This is a genomic window from Fictibacillus phosphorivorans, from assembly GCF_001629705.1.
In the GTDB taxonomy this organism is placed as follows: Bacteria; Bacillota; Bacilli; order Bacillales; family Fictibacillaceae; genus Fictibacillus; species Fictibacillus phosphorivorans_A.
Genome location: NZ_CP015378.1, coordinates 4167354 through 4183168, shown reverse-complemented (window position 1 = coordinate 4183168; position 15815 = coordinate 4167354). Strand labels below are relative to the sequence as shown.

The 15815-nt window shown below is 35.8% G+C and carries 14 protein-coding genes and 1 riboswitch; of the genes, 11 read left to right on the top strand and 3 right to left on the bottom strand.

What is annotated here, in order from left to right; genetic code table 11:
• The first annotated feature begins 3 nt into the window (after nt 1-3).
• From ABE65_RS21140 to ABE65_RS21110, 7 genes are all read left to right on the top strand, one after another.
• Nucleotides 4-801, top strand: coding sequence for an MBL fold metallo-hydrolase (locus ABE65_RS21140; RefSeq protein ID WP_066399499.1), 798 nt, complete (start codon nt 4-6; stop codon nt 799-801).
• 156 nt (nt 802-957) lie between these two features.
• A complete protein-coding gene (locus ABE65_RS21135; protein WP_066399498.1) occupies nt 958-2166 on the top strand; it encodes a S1C family serine protease in 1209 nt (402 codons plus the stop codon).
• A gap of 356 nt (nt 2167-2522) precedes the next feature.
• The gene (locus ABE65_RS21130; RefSeq protein ID WP_066399497.1) at nt 2523-2687 is read left to right on the top strand and encodes a CxxH/CxxC protein; all 165 of its coding nucleotides are present in this window, start codon (nt 2523-2525) and stop codon (nt 2685-2687) included.
• An 80-nt stretch (nt 2688-2767) separates the two neighbouring features.
• Complete coding sequence (gene rlmH, locus ABE65_RS21125; protein WP_066400467.1) at nt 2768-3247, top strand: 23S rRNA (pseudouridine(1915)-N(3))-methyltransferase RlmH; 480 nt, start codon at nt 2768-2770, stop codon at nt 3245-3247.
• Nucleotides 3248-3447: 200 nt separating this feature from the next.
• Nucleotides 3448-3759 (top strand): hypothetical protein, encoded by a 312-nt coding sequence (locus ABE65_RS21120; protein WP_066399495.1) that lies wholly within the window; start codon nt 3448-3450, stop codon nt 3757-3759.
• Between the two features lie 131 nt (nt 3760-3890).
• A complete protein-coding gene (locus ABE65_RS21115; protein ID WP_197480326.1) occupies nt 3891-5018 on the top strand; it encodes a DNA methyltransferase in 1128 nt (375 codons plus the stop codon).
• A 21-nt stretch (nt 5019-5039) separates the two neighbouring features.
• Complete coding sequence (locus tag ABE65_RS21110) at nt 5040-6554, top strand: DNA methyltransferase (protein ID WP_066399486.1); 1515 nt, start codon at nt 5040-5042, stop codon at nt 6552-6554.
• A gap of 45 nt (nt 6555-6599) precedes the next feature.
• On the opposite strand, the gene ABE65_RS21105 is transcribed toward ABE65_RS21110, so the two are convergent.
• Nucleotides 6600-7676, bottom strand: a complete 1077-nt coding sequence (locus ABE65_RS21105; protein WP_066399485.1) for a phospholipase D-like domain-containing protein — start codon at nt 7674-7676, stop codon at nt 6600-6602.
• A gap of 513 nt (nt 7677-8189) precedes the next feature.
• On the opposite strand from ABE65_RS21105, the gene ABE65_RS21100 reads away from it, so the two are divergent.
• Nucleotides 8190-9224: a phospholipase D family protein gene (locus tag ABE65_RS21100; RefSeq protein ID WP_066399483.1), complete on the top strand. Its 1035-nt coding sequence runs from the start codon at nt 8190-8192 to the stop codon at nt 9222-9224.
• Nucleotides 9225-9548: 324 nt separating this feature from the next.
• The gene (locus ABE65_RS21095; RefSeq protein WP_066399481.1) at nt 9549-10808 is read left to right on the top strand and encodes an AAA family ATPase; all 1260 of its coding nucleotides are present in this window, start codon (nt 9549-9551) and stop codon (nt 10806-10808) included.
• A gap of 152 nt (nt 10809-10960) precedes the next feature.
• On the opposite strand, the gene ABE65_RS21090 is transcribed toward ABE65_RS21095, so the two are convergent.
• Both ABE65_RS21090 and ABE65_RS21085 read right to left on the bottom strand, forming a co-directional pair.
• Entirely contained in the window at nt 10961-11269 is a 309-nt protein-coding gene (locus ABE65_RS21090; protein ID WP_066399479.1) for a nucleotide pyrophosphohydrolase, read from the bottom strand.
• Between the two features lie 43 nt (nt 11270-11312).
• Nucleotides 11313-13244 carry a DUF2075 domain-containing protein gene (locus tag ABE65_RS21085; protein ID WP_066399473.1) on the bottom strand — a complete coding sequence of 644 codons (1932 nt, stop codon included), beginning with the start codon at nt 13242-13244 and terminating at the stop codon, nt 11313-11315.
• 237 nt (nt 13245-13481) lie between these two features.
• Between ABE65_RS21085 and ABE65_RS21080 the strand changes: the two genes are divergently transcribed.
• Both ABE65_RS21080 and ABE65_RS21075 read left to right on the top strand, forming a co-directional pair.
• Nucleotides 13482-14105 carry an EcsC family protein gene (locus tag ABE65_RS21080; protein ID WP_066399470.1) on the top strand — a complete coding sequence of 208 codons (624 nt, stop codon included), beginning with the start codon at nt 13482-13484 and terminating at the stop codon, nt 14103-14105.
• Nucleotides 14106-14253: 148 nt separating this feature from the next.
• A riboswitch (glycine riboswitch) is annotated at nt 14254-14332 on the top strand.
• A 132-nt stretch (nt 14333-14464) separates the two neighbouring features.
• Nucleotides 14465-15811 carry an amino acid permease gene (locus tag ABE65_RS21075; RefSeq protein WP_066399468.1) on the top strand — a complete coding sequence of 449 codons (1347 nt, stop codon included), beginning with the start codon at nt 14465-14467 and terminating at the stop codon, nt 15809-15811.
• The last annotated feature ends 4 nt before the right edge of the window (nt 15812-15815 follow it).

Below are 15815 nucleotides of genomic sequence, written 5' to 3'. Positions count from 1 at the left end.
GTTATGAGTTTGAAATTTAGCGTTCTTGCAAGCGGCAGTTCGGGCAACGCCGTTTACGTTGAGACCGAACAAACACGCTTGCTCGTAGATGCTGGCTTAAGTGCCAAACAGATTCAGATTTTATTTGAAAAAGCAGCATGTGGTGAGGTTGCGGACATTGACGGAATCCTCGTCACGCATGAACATAGCGATCATATAAAAGGACTCGGTGTGCTGGCTCGGAAATTTAAGCTGCCGATCTATGCGAACAAAAACACGTGGAATGCCATGAACGGTTTGATTGGTGAAGTGGCGACCGAGCAAAAGTTTGAGTTTGAGATGGAAAGTGTGAAAACGTTCAACGATCTAGAAGTTGAATCCTTTGGCGTGTCACATGATGCTGCGGAACCAATGTTCTACGTGTTTCATCATAATGGCCGAAAGCTTGCACTCATGACGGATACGGGCTATGTGAGCGATCGGATGAAAGGAATTATCCGTGACAGCCACTCGCTCGTGATCGAATCGAACCATGACATCAACATGCTCATGATGGGACGATACCCGTGGAACATTAAACGCCGTATCTTAGGTGATCATGGTCATATTTCGAACGAGGATTGTGGACATGCTCTCGCTGATGTAATCGGTGATGGTACAAAACATATCTACCTGGCTCACTTGAGTAAAGATAACAACATGAAGGATATTGCTCGTTTAGCGGTTGAGCAGACGTTAAAAACGTATGATATTTCAGCGGGTGATCAAGTGATTCTGCACGATACAGATGCGAGTCAGCCAACAAAGCTCGCTTTAGTATAAAATACTTACTTGTTTAAAGTAAGCCGTTTCCGGAAATAACAATAAGTGTGGGAAATTATGAAAAATAACCCAAAATGTCCATAATTTCAGGACTAATTGCTTATACTAGGTTATGACTTCATCCATTTAATTGTTGAAAGGAACGGTGAGGAACATATGGGTTATTACGATGATGATTATCAACAACCATCTCGACAAAAAGGAAACCGTGGAGGAAAGTTTCTACCAGCTTTGCTAGGAGCCATTCTAGGCGGTTTGCTTGTCTTGTTTACAGTACCTGCACTAGGAGGAGCTGGTCTTTTACCAGACAATCTGTATCCTCCGAATGAGGAACAAAACGGTCTAGGTACTGACGAAAATGTGGAACAGCGAAAAGTGGATGTGGATCTGACGACGAATGTAACGGATGCCGTTGATAAAGCATCTGATGCAGTTGTGGAAGTCATCAACATTCAGCAGACTGATTTTTGGAGCCAGCAGCCAGCGGGCACAGGATCAGGTGTTATTTATAAAAAAGAAGGCAATAAAGCCTATGTGGTAACAAATGACCACGTTGTGGCCGATGCGAACCAAATCGAGATTACGCTTAGCAACGGTACGAAGCTTAAAGGCACATTACGCGGAACTGATCCTCTAATGGACTTAGCTGTTGTTGAAATCGATGGCAGCAAGGTCGATAGTGTAGCGGAGTTTGGAGTATCAGGTGACTTAAAACGTGGTGAACCTGCCATCGCCATCGGTAATCCGCTCGGAAACTTCCCTGGATCTGTTACACAAGGTGTTGTATCAAGTGCAGACCGTTCGATTCCAGTTGATCTGGATCAAGACGGAAACCCAGATTGGCAAGCTGAAGTTATTCAGACAGATGCAGCGATCAACCCGGGTAACAGCGGTGGTGCTTTGATCAATATTTCCGGTCAGGTGATCGGGATCAACTCTTCTAAAATCGCGCAGAACGAAGTAGAAGGAATCGGTTTCGCCATTCCATCTGATGTGGCAAAGCCGATCATCGAAGATCTTGAGCAATATGGTGAAACACGCAGACCATTCTTAGGTGTTAACATCATTCCGCTTTCTCAAGTGAACACGTATCAGCGTGAACAAACGCTGAAGATTCCAAACAGCGTACAAGAAGGTGTCGTTGTGATGGAGATCACGTCAGCTTCACCAGCAGCTCGTGCGGGTATTAAGGAAATGGACGTAATTGTCGAGATGGGTGGAGAGAAGATCAAAGACCCAATCGCTCTTCGTAAGTTCCTTTATACAAAGGCGAAGATTGGTGATGAGGTGGATGTGACGTTCTATCGTGATGGGAAGAAGAAGACCGTTAAAGTTGAATTGAGCGGTGGTAAGCAATCTCAATAAAAGTGGAACAGGGGGCTTTAGGGTCTCCTGTTTTTTTGTTTGTTGGTGCTTAGGCGACTTTGAGAGTGAGTTGATTTCCGTTTCAGGTTGCTCGCTTTCCGCGGGGCAGGCGGTGAGCCCCTTGCCGCTTCGCGCCATTAAGGGTCTCACCTGACCGCTTGTCCCGCAGGAGTCTCGCATCTTACACTCCAATCAATTTGTCGGGGAAGGAAAGAAAAAAAGATTACCACCATTCTAAAAAGAATTAAAAAGTAATTCCACATGTGGACAACTTTATTTTATTGGATTGTTTACACACAGCTGTAAATTCGTTAGTGTAATAAGAAGGATTGTGGATAAGTAAGGAGTGAAAAGAATTGGTTATTATTTGCTGCAAAGACCATGCTGAGCTTGCGATTGACATCATTGTGGATGAGTTTGAAACGCCACCTGTTGTTGAGTTACTAACAGAGAATGATGAGTTATCAACAGGTTGTGAATACTGCGATAACAAAGGTGTATATAAAGTATCGAACATATGAACGCCTACAATATATAGCACTAATTGTGCATATGTGGATAAGTTCTGGGGATAACTTATTTGGAGGGAAGTTTTCAACAAGTGAATATTTCAATCGTTTCCGTAGGGAAATTAAAAGAAAAATACTTAAAACTAGGTATTGATGAATACTTAAAGCGACTAGGACCTTATGCAAAAGTAGAAATCATAGAGGTCCCGGATGAAAAAGCACCTGAAACCTTAAGTGATCAAGAGATGGTCATGGTCAAAAATGCTGAAGGTGAAAGAATTCTAGCAAAGATCGGTCAAGATGTGCATGTGATTGCGATGGCGATCGAGGGAAAAGCTGTTTCATCTGAAGATCTGGCTAAAAATTTAGATCAGCTTGCGACGTATGGCAAGAGCAAGGTTGCTTTTGTTATTGGAGGATCTTTAGGCTTAAGCGATGCTGTTATGAAGCGGGCAAATGAGAAGATATCATTTGGGAAGATTACGTATCCGCATCAATTGATGAAGTTGGTGCTGATTGAGCAGATTTATCGGGCGTTTCGGATTAATCGAGGGGAACCGTACCATAAGTAAATGAGGTTTTTATGTAAGAGTGGTCTATTAAGATTGCTCTTTTTATATTTTAAAAATTAAATAGAACTAATGTTCGTATTTCTATTGACCATATCCGAATAGTACATTAAACTTATAATAACATCAATAAAAGTTAATATAACTTTAAATTCAGTTGGATTGGAGGGAGAACTATTTATAAGTATAGTGATGAAGAATTCGTGGAGAAAGTTAAAGATAAAATTGGAAACGTAAGAGCTTTTAAAAAACACTTACGAGAGAAAGGATTAATTGGCAATAGGCAGCAGTTCTCAGAAGAGCACATACAAACTTTTAATGATATTAAACAATATAAGTTAACAAATCATACAACTTGGGAAATGGCATTTAAAGTGTGTTTAGATAAAATTCCAAACCAGATTACTGAAAATCTTTCACTTGGAACTGAAATTGCTGAATCTACTCCAAACAAGATTGAGGACCTTCTTAGTGAGATTTTGGTTACATTAAAACGTATTGAATCAAAACTTTAGTAAAAGGAAAAATATTAAATTATTTGGAGTATTTACCACTGCTTTTGAAAGATAAAAGTTATGTTATAGTTAATAAGTTATTCACTAAAATCTATGATTATATTCGTTAGGAATATATGAAAGGTGCAAATATGAATATAGCAAATGATATAAAAGAAAAGCTTCATGAAATAGATTGGGACTTTACTGGTTCAAGTGCAACCAAAGGAATTCATTCGATTCACCCTTATCCAGCAAAATTCATTCCTGAAATTCCGAGAACGATATTGGACGCTCTTCCTGTGCCTGAGGGGACAGCGGTTCTTGACCCTTTTTGCGGTAGTGGAACTACTCTAGTAGAAGCTCAAAGTAAGGGATACCCAACAGTTGGGGTGGATTTAAATCCTATAGCTTGTTTGATAAGTAAAGTCAAAACTAATACTTTACCGTCTGACTTTGTAAATATCGCTGAAGAATGTATTGGCAGAGCTAAGAAAAATAATAATGAAATTAACAAAGAAATTCCAAATGTTAATCATTGGTTTAAAGTGGATATCCAGCATGCAATATCTGTTTTAGTTTCTGAAATTGACAAAGTAGAGCATGAAACTACTAGAAATGGTTTGAGACTTGCACTATCAAGTATTATTGTTCGAGTCTCAAATCAAGAAAGTGATACAAGATATGCAGCAATCGAAAAGAATGTAACAAAAGAAAATGTTTTTAGTTATTTTTTAGTAGCTTGTCAAAAATTAAGTCAATATCTTGGAGAGAACTTATTTGAAAATAAGTTAAGCACTCAGATAATTAATAAAAGTATCCTAGAAGTAACCCCTTCAGACATAAAAAAACCTATTGGCATGGTTATTACTTCACCTCCTTATCCAAATGCCTACGAATATTGGTTATATCACAAATATCGTATGTGGTGGCTGGGATATGACCCAAATGAAGTTAAAACTAGTGAAATAGGTGCAAGAGCCCACTATTTTAAGAAAAACCATCAAACTATAGATGATTTTAAATTACAGATAGATAATGTAATGGAATTACTAACAAAGGTAGTTGTTTCTTCTGGGTACATTTGTTTTGTGGTTGGACGTTCTATTATTCATGGGCAACATTATGATAATTCTAAAATAATTGAGGATTTAGCTTTAAAACATAATTTATCTGTTGTAGCGATTATTGACAGAAATATTGCTAAGCATAGAAAGTCTTTTAATTTATCTCATGCAAAGATTAAAAAAGAAACTTTATTAATATTACAAAAAATGTAAATATCGAAAGGAGGTATTTAGATGCATTATCGCTTATTCTGGAATAATTACAAATACTTTCCGTATGAAAAAGAGTTAGCTTTAAAAGAAGTTGAGGCATTATTAAATCCTCAAGAAATTTATTCAGAAAATGATGTAATAAACATTGAACTAAGCGGAACCGCTTCTGCAAATGAAAAGTTAAAAAAACTCACTTATTTTTCCATGGTGGAGTCAGAAAATGAAACGATAATTCCTTCTCAAGTGAGAGTTGAACAAACTGCAGGCAATTCTACAAATAACAGACAAGCTACAAGGTATTCAGCACACGGTATTCATGAATATAAAGGTAAATTTAATCCACAGGTGGTCAAGTCTCTTCTGAATATTTTTAACGTGAATGAAAATAGTAATGTAATTGACCCGTTTTCTGGTAGTGGAACAACTCTACTTGAATGTTCACTTCAAAACATAAATGCTATCGGTCTAGACATTAATCCTTTTGCTGTATTCATTGCAAATGCGAAACAAATAGCAATATCAAATCCTGCTGAGAAAATTGCTGAAGTAGGAAATAAAATTATTAGAGATTATCATCAGTCCAATAACATATTTGAATTACCATTAAATTTAACTGAACGTGAAGAATATTTACTTAAATGGTTTCCCGAAGAAACTTTTTTTGAAATTGAATTTTTAAGGGAAAGTATAAATCATAATGCTGGTCCACTAAAAAATATATTTCTAGTTCTACTAAGTAATCTTATACGTGAATATTCTTTACAAGAACCTGCTGATTTAAGGATTCGAAGACGTAAATCACCTTTTCCAGAAGAATTACTTATTGACGCATATGAGTTATCTATAAATAAGTTTGTTAATAACATAAGAGCTTCCCAAGAAACTACAGGGTTAAAAGTAAAGAAAAACAAAGCAATAAATTTTGATTCAAGAAATTTAGAAGCACAAGAAGGAGTATTAGATCTAAATTATTTTGATGCAGGAATAACAAGTCCTCCTTATGCGACGGCTTTACCATATATCGATACACAGCGTCTTAGCCTAGTTTGGTTAGGGCTAATCCCTCCTAATGAAATTATGCCTTTAGAAGGTAATCTTATAGGGAGCAGAGAGTTTAAAAATGCTGTAAAAAAAGAGTGGCAAGAAAAGATGTTAAGTAATGTTTCACAGATACCTGAATCGTTATTTATGTATTGTAATACGTTACAATACGCATTAAGTGAGTCAGACGGCTTTCGCAGACAAGCAGTTCCGGTGCTTTTATATAGGTATCTTGCTGATATGATGTTAATGTTTAAAAACCTATTACCTTACTTTAAAAAAAATGCACCGTATGCACTAATAGTTGGACATAACCATACTACCTTAGGGGGAAAGAGGTTTGATATTAATACTCCAAAACTCCTAGTGGAAATTGCAGTTGCTGTAGGGTGGATTCATGATGAGAGTGTAGAACTCCAAACTTATAAACGATATGGTATTCATCATAAAAATGCTGTAAATAATGAAACTTTGATTATTCTAAGGAAGCCTTAACCAATAGCTGGTATTGTTTTTGAACAATACCAGCTATAACTTTGCTTAAAATGTAACCCCAATAATCCTTCCGAATTCTTCATTAGAAATATAGCCAAATCTTTTCCCTCTGTTACCAATAAAACTGACTGCATAAGGGTCAAGTTGAGCATACTCAGGGGTATCTTGTTTAATTATCCTTAGTTCATAATCAGAGTCACCAACACGTGTTATTGCCGCTATATCGTTACTTTCTGCTACTCCAGTGTACCGTAATTTTCCAGTTCCGAGTCTAAAATCAAAGTTGTTTTCAGCCTCAAAGGTAACTCTACATTGAGTATCTGTATAATTAATGTCAATATAATTCATATTTATTAAACTAGAGTAAGTTGCTTTTGTTCCACGTCGATTTCTAATAGTTAAAGGTGGGAAGAAGTCATAACTATCTTTACTTAGCCAGAAATACTGTGTTCCTTGACCAGCAGTAGTGCCTGGCGCAGCTTGTATTCTAGCTGTATCAGCGTGACCTAAAGTAACAATTAAGGTAACTCTCTCTGTTTCATCTAATGTCAAGTTTGTTGTACGCTCATCATAAAGTAGATTCCAGCCAGGAGATACGTCAGTAGCGTTAGTCATATTATGAATATGCCAGTTCTGATTCAGCATTTCACTTATCATGTCATTCCACGAGAATCCCATTGATTGAGTAGTATTATTGTCTAAAAGAAGAGAAGCTTCAATATTTTGGGACATACCAGGGCCAGTAAAATTACCAGATGAAACTACTAAAGATTCTCCTAAGTTATTACTAGCTCCATATAATTTTGCATGTAATATTCGTTTTCTATTAATAATATGTACCTCTACACCTCTATTTAGTAACTCTTCAACAACTTGCCTACTAGAAAGTCTTTGGGAGGTACTTCCACCCAAAATAGCAATAACTCTTCCTCCTTGGTTTATGTGCTCTGTAAAGGTTTCATAAAATCTAACCCCACCGTTATAGTTGGAAAATCCCGATATTAAATAAAGGGTACCCTCTCCAGGAGTGTGATTGGAGACCCATACATTTTCAAGCATTCCTATTAATCCTTTTGGTCTTCCAGTTGCATAAACGTTTGGATGTAAAGAGAAAAAATTCAATTGTACTCCCCCTTAGTTCTTAAGTTCTATATCTACATAAATATTACCATATATCTTCCTTTTTGCTATATGAATTACCAACTGCAGACCGTAATGAATAATATTTTAAATATATATTATTTTTTTGATAGAAAAACTAGCCACGTTATTTATAAAGACTTTGGCTAATATTTTGGAGGAAAAGAGAATGAAGTCAAAACGAATTAATATTGTTTCAATAAAAGCAGTAAAGGAATCAAGCCTCCTTTATAAGGAAAGGTCTGTTAATTGGACTACACTTAATTTTGTTTCTTTCAAGATAATCATCCTTTCATATTAAATCAGGATGATAATATATATTTCAACTTATCTTAATGTTTTCCGATAGAAAGTTCGGACCAAACTCCAACTATCATACTAGTAAAATTAATGGTATTATTTTACTTAAGTTACGAACGTTCAAAAAATCATTACTCAATGGTTAGAGTTGGATACATATGAATTAATGAAAATAATCTGTGGGGAAGATCTCTAATGAAAGTCATAAATAATTTATATTCAAACCATTTTAATTACATTAAGGACATTTTAGTAGATGCGGATGAACTGCATATTATTAGCCCATTCTTAATGGAATCTTTTGATATTTTCTTTGAAGAAATAAAGGATATGGGGTTAAAGAAAATTTCATTAATAACAACATTAAAAGACGATAATCTCGACTTGTTAAAAAAATCAAATTCATTGCATTCATTTTGTTTAAATTGCTTAACACATGCTATTGAATATAAGGTATTCATCGACAATAAATTACACGGAAAAATATATATATCTTCAAAAGATAGTGTGCCACATCAGGCAATAATTACATCAGCTAATTTTACTGAAGCAGGTTTAGGCTTTAATCATGAATGGGGTGTTCAAATAGATGAGTCTAACCAGGTTAGAAAAATTATTGATGATTTGTATAATGTTAGTAGTCATGCACTCAGTAATGATGAGATTTCAAATATAATTTCAAGAATAGATAGCTACACTGGTAGTTCGGGAGAAACAAGGAAACCAAAAATTGATTTAAAAGTTAGTGACCTAATCAAGAAAAAGGTTAATGTAAGTAAATCAGACATTCGATATTTTATTAAACCAGTAGGTTGGTCAGATAGACCTTTCTCCACTAATAGAAGTTTAGGAAATGATATTGAAAAGCTCCATTTTTCTAAAAGAAAGCCTTCTGCCGTAAGAGTTGGTGACATACTAATCTGTTATGCTGTAGGGACAACCAAATTGTTGGGTTACTATGAGGTTATTGAGGAACCTGTCTTCTTGAAAAATGCTGATAGATGGCCATGGGAGGTTCGTGCAAAAAATCTTTCTATTGAATTTAGTAACAGATGGAATCACTTTAATAACACTATTAAAAGTATAAAGGACACATATGATTCTAATGCTCCAATCACTTTTGTTGGAGGGAAATCTCTTGGGGCACTGAACTTTGGTGCTGATAGAATTCGATTGAATGAACAATTTGCTCAACATGTCATTAGTTTAATTAAAAAGTCTGTAGAATGACTTTGGTTTAGTTAAATACTCTATCATTGAGGTAGGGTATTTTTGTTTGTTCCTATTATGCTAAAATATTAAGTAATAAAAATTAATTAGGGTGAAAAAAATGGCAAACTACTCGCAACAAAAAGTTAAGAAAATCCATATTAATTTATTAAAGAACCTTAAAGAAGTAGAAATAGATTTTTCAGGAAGTGGACTAACTGCTTTAATTTACATGCCTTAGCCTGTTGTTATAAACCTGTAGACGATAGTAATACTACTAATTACAAATTCAGTCAATTTTTCACCCCTACTATAGACTCACTTTGGCAAGGTAGCCGTTTTACTTTGTACCATGATTATAGAGTTGGTAGCAAATTATACGAAAATGAAGAAACCATTTTTTCTAAAAACACTGATAGATGGTCACCAAAATATGACCGAAGAATTCCACGAGATGTCTTTTATATTGGTATCAGTTCTGGTGTTCCTAAAATAGAAGAAGAAAAAAGGCAAAGTTTCATAAGATATAGCACAACTACTTTGGATGATACTACCTCTAGAATTATTAAAGAAAAAGCTGGTTATATAATGAACCGTGATTATAGTTCTTATAATTTGCACAGTGATTCAAAAGGTAAGTATATAGGTGTTGAATATAATCAGACTAAATACTCTTCTTTGAGTATGTCTGCTGGTGAACAAAGGATTTTTAAAATCTTAGCTGAAGTTTATAATGCTCCAAAAAATTCACTAATTTTAATTGATGAAATTGACTTACTTTTACATGTATTTGCATTTAAAAAGTTAATTGGCATTCTATCTCATAGAGTTGAAGAAAAGAAACTACAAATTGTATTTTCAACTCACTCAATTGATATTTTAAACTTTAGCGAATCCATTAATATACGACACTTATATAGTACTTCCGAAAAAACTATTTGTTTAACGGATACAAAACCAGATACTATTTTTCGAATAACAGGAGAGAGTACTCGACCTATTGAGTTGTTTGTGGAAGATGATTTAGCTTTTACAATTGTAAATCAAATAATTGAATCATTAAATATGTCTAGATATGTAAATGTTACACGTTATGGTGCTGCCCAAAACTGCTTTACTACAGCAGCAGGAATGTTGCTATCTAATAAGTTGACTACAGAGTGTCTATTTATTCTCGATGGGGATATGTATGTTAGTGATGAGGATAAAATGGAGAGAATAAAAAGTGCATTAACTGGTACAACACAAGAAAATTATGAAATGAGAGACAAACTTGTAAATCATATAACTCAGTTTAACTTACCTGAAAGTGTTGCACCTGAACTTTTTATTCATAGCCTTTTAAAAGAACTTTCAATCCCAAACCAAATAGTAGAAACTGCAAAAGAAATACAAAAAGTACATAATACACATAAATATGTGGACGATATAATTGAAAGAATGAATTATCAAAGTAAAGAAGTGGGATTAAGTAAAATTATTGATGTTGCAAGCCAACATGAAAAGTGGGAATACTATATAGCTCCTATTAAAAAATGGCTTAATATTCGTAGAGACGAGTTAATAGAAGACGTTCATAATAAACAAGTACTTCAATCGACCTAAAGGGTTACTTTTAGAAATCTAAGTTAATTAGCTAAAAACCTCATTTAGATACATCACGGAGAACCGTATCATAAATAATAATACTTCTAATAAGAAACAGCACCTACTTTATAAAGGTGCTGTTTCTTATTGCATATTGTGTTATTTGGTATCTAATTTTTTGAAACAGGATACTTCAACCCATTCTTCTTAATCTTATCTTTAATAATTGTTTCAACATCCAAATCCAGTTCATTGCAGAGCATAAGTCCGTAGATGAAAACATCAGCGATTTCTTCTTTAATATTTTCAATGTTTTGTTCTACAGCCTCTTCACTGCTTTTCCACTGAAAATCTTCTAATAGTTCAGCTGCTTCAATGGAAAGAGAAATGGCAAGATCTTTTGGATTGTGATGAGGTTTCCATCCTCTTTCATCTCGAAATTCATTGATAGCGTTTATTAGCTGCTTTATTTCATTCATGTTGTTCATCCTTTTGTAAAGTTCTTTTTTTAGAAACTAGTCTTTAATACTTACCCCGATCTTCCGCAGCCACTTCTGCCTGACGAGGTGACAAATCCTGATAAACAACTGATTTCTTCAGTCGTTCTCTAAAATACTCATTTAATTCTGGATCTGTACAGAAGATGAAACATCCCTTTTGACCTCTAGTCATAAGTGTTCGGTATGTATTCCTAATAATTTGGTCTGCAAGAATTTGAGCTTTTTCTGGATTTTCTTTTGCTAGCGTCTTAATACCTTTAAGAGACTGATCAGTTTTAGCACGTTTTGTGTAGTCGGTCATTACCTGGTCATCCTGAAAGGCAAGGTCTGGCCCAATAATAACACCTACATAATCAAATTCAAGTCCTTGAGAAGTGTGAATACAGCCTGCTTCAGAGACAGAATCCTGGTGTATTGCCCATATACTGTCAGAGAGGTTCCAACTGATATTAAAATTATGTTCTGGTATAACTATGTCTTTATGAAGAGTACTCGTCCGACCATTTTTTGGCCACTCCCAACAGTAACCGGCAAGCATACGTGATTTATTGTTTTTCTTATTTAGCTCTTCAATTTTCTGCAGCATATTATTCGGGTCATCGTACACTCTAAAATCGTAATCAACGCCTCTATCATTTTCATTGGCTGTTTTCCTGATTTGAAGTACATCATCCAGCCAGGCAATATATGCATCAGACCCATCACATCGAAATTGTGAAGTGAGTTTCCCTTGTACTAATTCAGCATCTAACTCATTTGCATACTTTTTAATTAAATCTATACTTCCAATATCTTTTAGTGTCACTTTTTGGTTTTCATCGATAAAGAAAATAGTAAATTTAGATGAATGGATTACTTCTTTTATCTGGTTGTCTCCTAAATTGCTGAATAATCCTGACTTTTCATTCAAACGATGAGCTTCATCTATGATGAGTACATCAAACTCTTTCTTTTCTGATTCATAGAAACTGCCTGAACCTTTAAATAGATTATCGATTTGTGTTTTCTTGATGGTGCCTTTCAGTTTAGAAGCATATACGTTACGTGGAGCTGAATTTTTTGAGACATATAGTGCTGTTAAGTCTTCGTTGATAAGATTCACAAGAAGGTTTATAGCCATAACGGATTTCCCGGTTCCTGGTCCTCCTTCAATCACCATTACTCTCTTCTGGTTACTTTTAATACTCTCAATTGCTAAGTGAAAGGCATCTTCGTAAAACACTTTTTGTTCATCAATAAGCACAAATTCCTGATTACCTTTTAATAAACTTGCGAGAGAATCTTGTAAGGATTTAGACGGCCGAATTTTACCTCGCTCGATTTGATATATCAATTTGTTATGGTCACCGTAACGAACGTATTTCTTTATAAAATCTCTTAATTTCTGTATCTCACCTTTTGCAAATACAGGTGCTTTAGCCAGATGGTCTGAGTAGTGAGGATCAATCAAGGGGTCATTATCTAATTTTCTATAATTATGTAAATAGGCACACGGTTTCAACGCTATGTGTTGATCTTGTACATTCTGATTAAAATCTTCAATTAAAGCAGCGTATGACCAAGCTTGATAAGATGGATGCGTTACCGTTCTCATTTTCCCTCCAAGATAGGTAGACACAAGTGCATCTTTAGACGTTACCTTTTCAACCTCTGACCATTGTTTTAACTCTACAATCACCACATGGTCTTGGGCACCGTCATGGCCAGCTATTAAAAAGTCGACACGTTTAGATGTATTAGGAATCTTGAATTCTATCGCGACAGATGCATCATCCGGAATCTCGTTATCCTGCATCACATTTGACATACGGTGAAGAGAGTTCTCCCATGAGTTGATTTCACTTTTAGAAGTACGGCCGATCTTCTGTTGGTATGACTCGTAAAGACGTTCGACGAGAAGCTCGTTCGTAACATCGGAAATAAATTCAGTCTTGGTCGCTTCGTAAATAATCAAGTTTATTCACCTCTTTTTGAGTCTGGTGAATTTATTCTATCATTTATATGGAAAGAAAAGAGATGAATTTGTAATTAATGTAAATGGGTTTTCAGCTTATAAGATAACCTTCTTAGAGCAGATATTAAGATATTAAAAAGAATAAGTTATTAGGATAAATACGTTGGCAAATTTCTTATGGTAAAATAAAAATATAAAATTACATATTTTTCTAAATTTGTTATAGGGGAGATAAACTTGTCGAAAAACAGTTTAACAGAGAGTAAGATAAGCCAAGTATTAGATTGGTCTTATGAAAAAGCTGTAAATGGGTTACCAGGGACTGAAACAGCTGCTGAGTTAGCAGAAAATTACTTAAAAAAGAATACTTCTGTCGATAAAGCCATTGATAGCTTAATACGTTGGCAAAATGCTAAAGGTGCAACAAGTGGTTTTTTGACTGGATTAGGTGGTTTAATTACTTTACCTGTTGCTATCCCTGCGAATGTTGCATCTGTTATGTATGTTCAAATTAGGATGATTGCTACAATTGCACATATGAGGGGTTACGACTTAAAAGATGATCAAGTTAAAACGTTTGTATTTGTTTGTTTAACTGGACAAGCGGCAACAGACATTCTGAAGCAGGCTGGAGTTAAATTAGGAACTTCTTTAGCTAAAGAGGCAATTAAAAAAATACCAGGTGAGGTAATTAAAGCAATTAATAAAGTGGTTGGTATTAGATTAGTAACAAAGTTTGGTGAAAAAGGAATTATTAATTTAGGAAAAGCAGTTCCATTAGTTGGTGGTTTTATTGGAGGCGCTGTTGATGGTATTGGTACTAACACCATTGGAAAGATTGCAAAAAGAGTTTTCAATTAATTTCTATACTTAGCTATTACGGTGTATCGATTTTAAAACGTAACCATTTGACAAAACCCCAACCTCGTAATAATATTAAAAACTATATTCAGAACTACAAAAAATTAATAGATAGCAAGCTATGATCGCTGTAGGTCGTACTACAGTGGGAGCAGCTTCTGGAGAGACCGCTTTGTTAGTGGCGCCGAAGGGTTCACAATCTCAGGCAAATGGACAGAAGAGTATTGAATTTTGACATTGTTGTGCCTGTCATTTATAGCGCAGTGAATGCTTTTTTCATATTCTCATGTACAAGAGATTGGAGATTCTTCCAGTCTCTTTTTTTCGTTTGATTTGCATCTTAGAAGGAGGATTCATACGTGTCACAGCAAGAGTTGAAGAGAGATTTAGCTAACCGCCATGTGCAGCTGATTGCCATTGGCGGAACGATTGGAACTGGGTTATTTTTAGGTTCAGGAAAAGCGATTCAGCTTGCCGGACCGTCTGTTATATTTGCTTATTTAATCGTTGGGATCGCGTTGTTTTTTATGATGAGAGCGTTAGGAGAACTGCTGCTTTCGAAGGAAGGCTATGAGTCGTTTACCGATATTGCGGAGGACTATCTTGGTCCGCGAGCTGCGTTTATCACAGGATGGACGTATTGGTTCTGCTGGATCATGACAGCGATGGCCGATGTGATTGCGGTCGGTGTCTATGTTCAATATTGGTTTGACATACCGCAGTGGGTCCCGGCGATTGTCTGTTTGCTTCTTTTACTTGGGCTGAATCTGTTAACGGTAAAGCTTTTCGGGGAATTGGAGTTTTGGTTCGCTTTGATCAAGGTGATTACGATTTTAGCGTTAATTGTAATTGCCGTTGTCCTACTCGTTATTGGTTACCAGACGGATGCGGGGACAGTCTCCATAAACAACCTGTGGGATCATGGAGGTTTATTTCCTAATGGGATGACTGGGTTCTTACTCTCGTTCCAGATGGTTGTGTTCGCGTTTGTCGGAGTGGAATTGGTCGGTGTGGCGGCAGCAGAAACATCTGATCCGAGAAAGAATATTCCGTCTGCGATCAATAAGATTCCACTTCGAATTCTATTTTTCTATGTGGGTGCATTAATAGTGCTGCTATGCATCAATCCTTGGACACAATTGAACGCGACGGAAAGTCCATTCGTTAAAACGTTCAGCTTAATAGGAATTCCGCTTGCTGCTGGAATCATTAATTTTGTTGTGCTGACATCAGCGGCATCTGCATGCAACAGCGGGTTATTTTCAACGAGCCGCATTCTATTCACATTAAGCAAGAGTGAGCAGGCACCTCGATCTTTTAAAAAACTAACGAAAAATGCAGTGCCTGGGAATGCTCTTTGGGTTTCGGCTGTAGTTGTTTCAGTGGGAGCGCTCCTCAGTAAGCTACTTCCAGAGCAGGCTTTTGGCATCGTAACGACCATCAGTGCCATCTGTTTCATTTGGGTGTGGAGCGTGATCTTGATTAGCCATATTAAATACCGTAAGACACGATCTGATTTGCACAATAAGTCGGCGTTCAAAGCACCTTTTGCTCCATTCATTAATTATGTGGTGCTCGCGCTATTCGGATTAATTTTGATCGTGCTGCTCGTGGCAGAAGCTACACGTCCGGCGTTATTGCTGACACCCATTTGGTTTATTTTATTATTTTTCTTGTATGCTTTTAAAAAACCTATGCTGAAATAAAAGG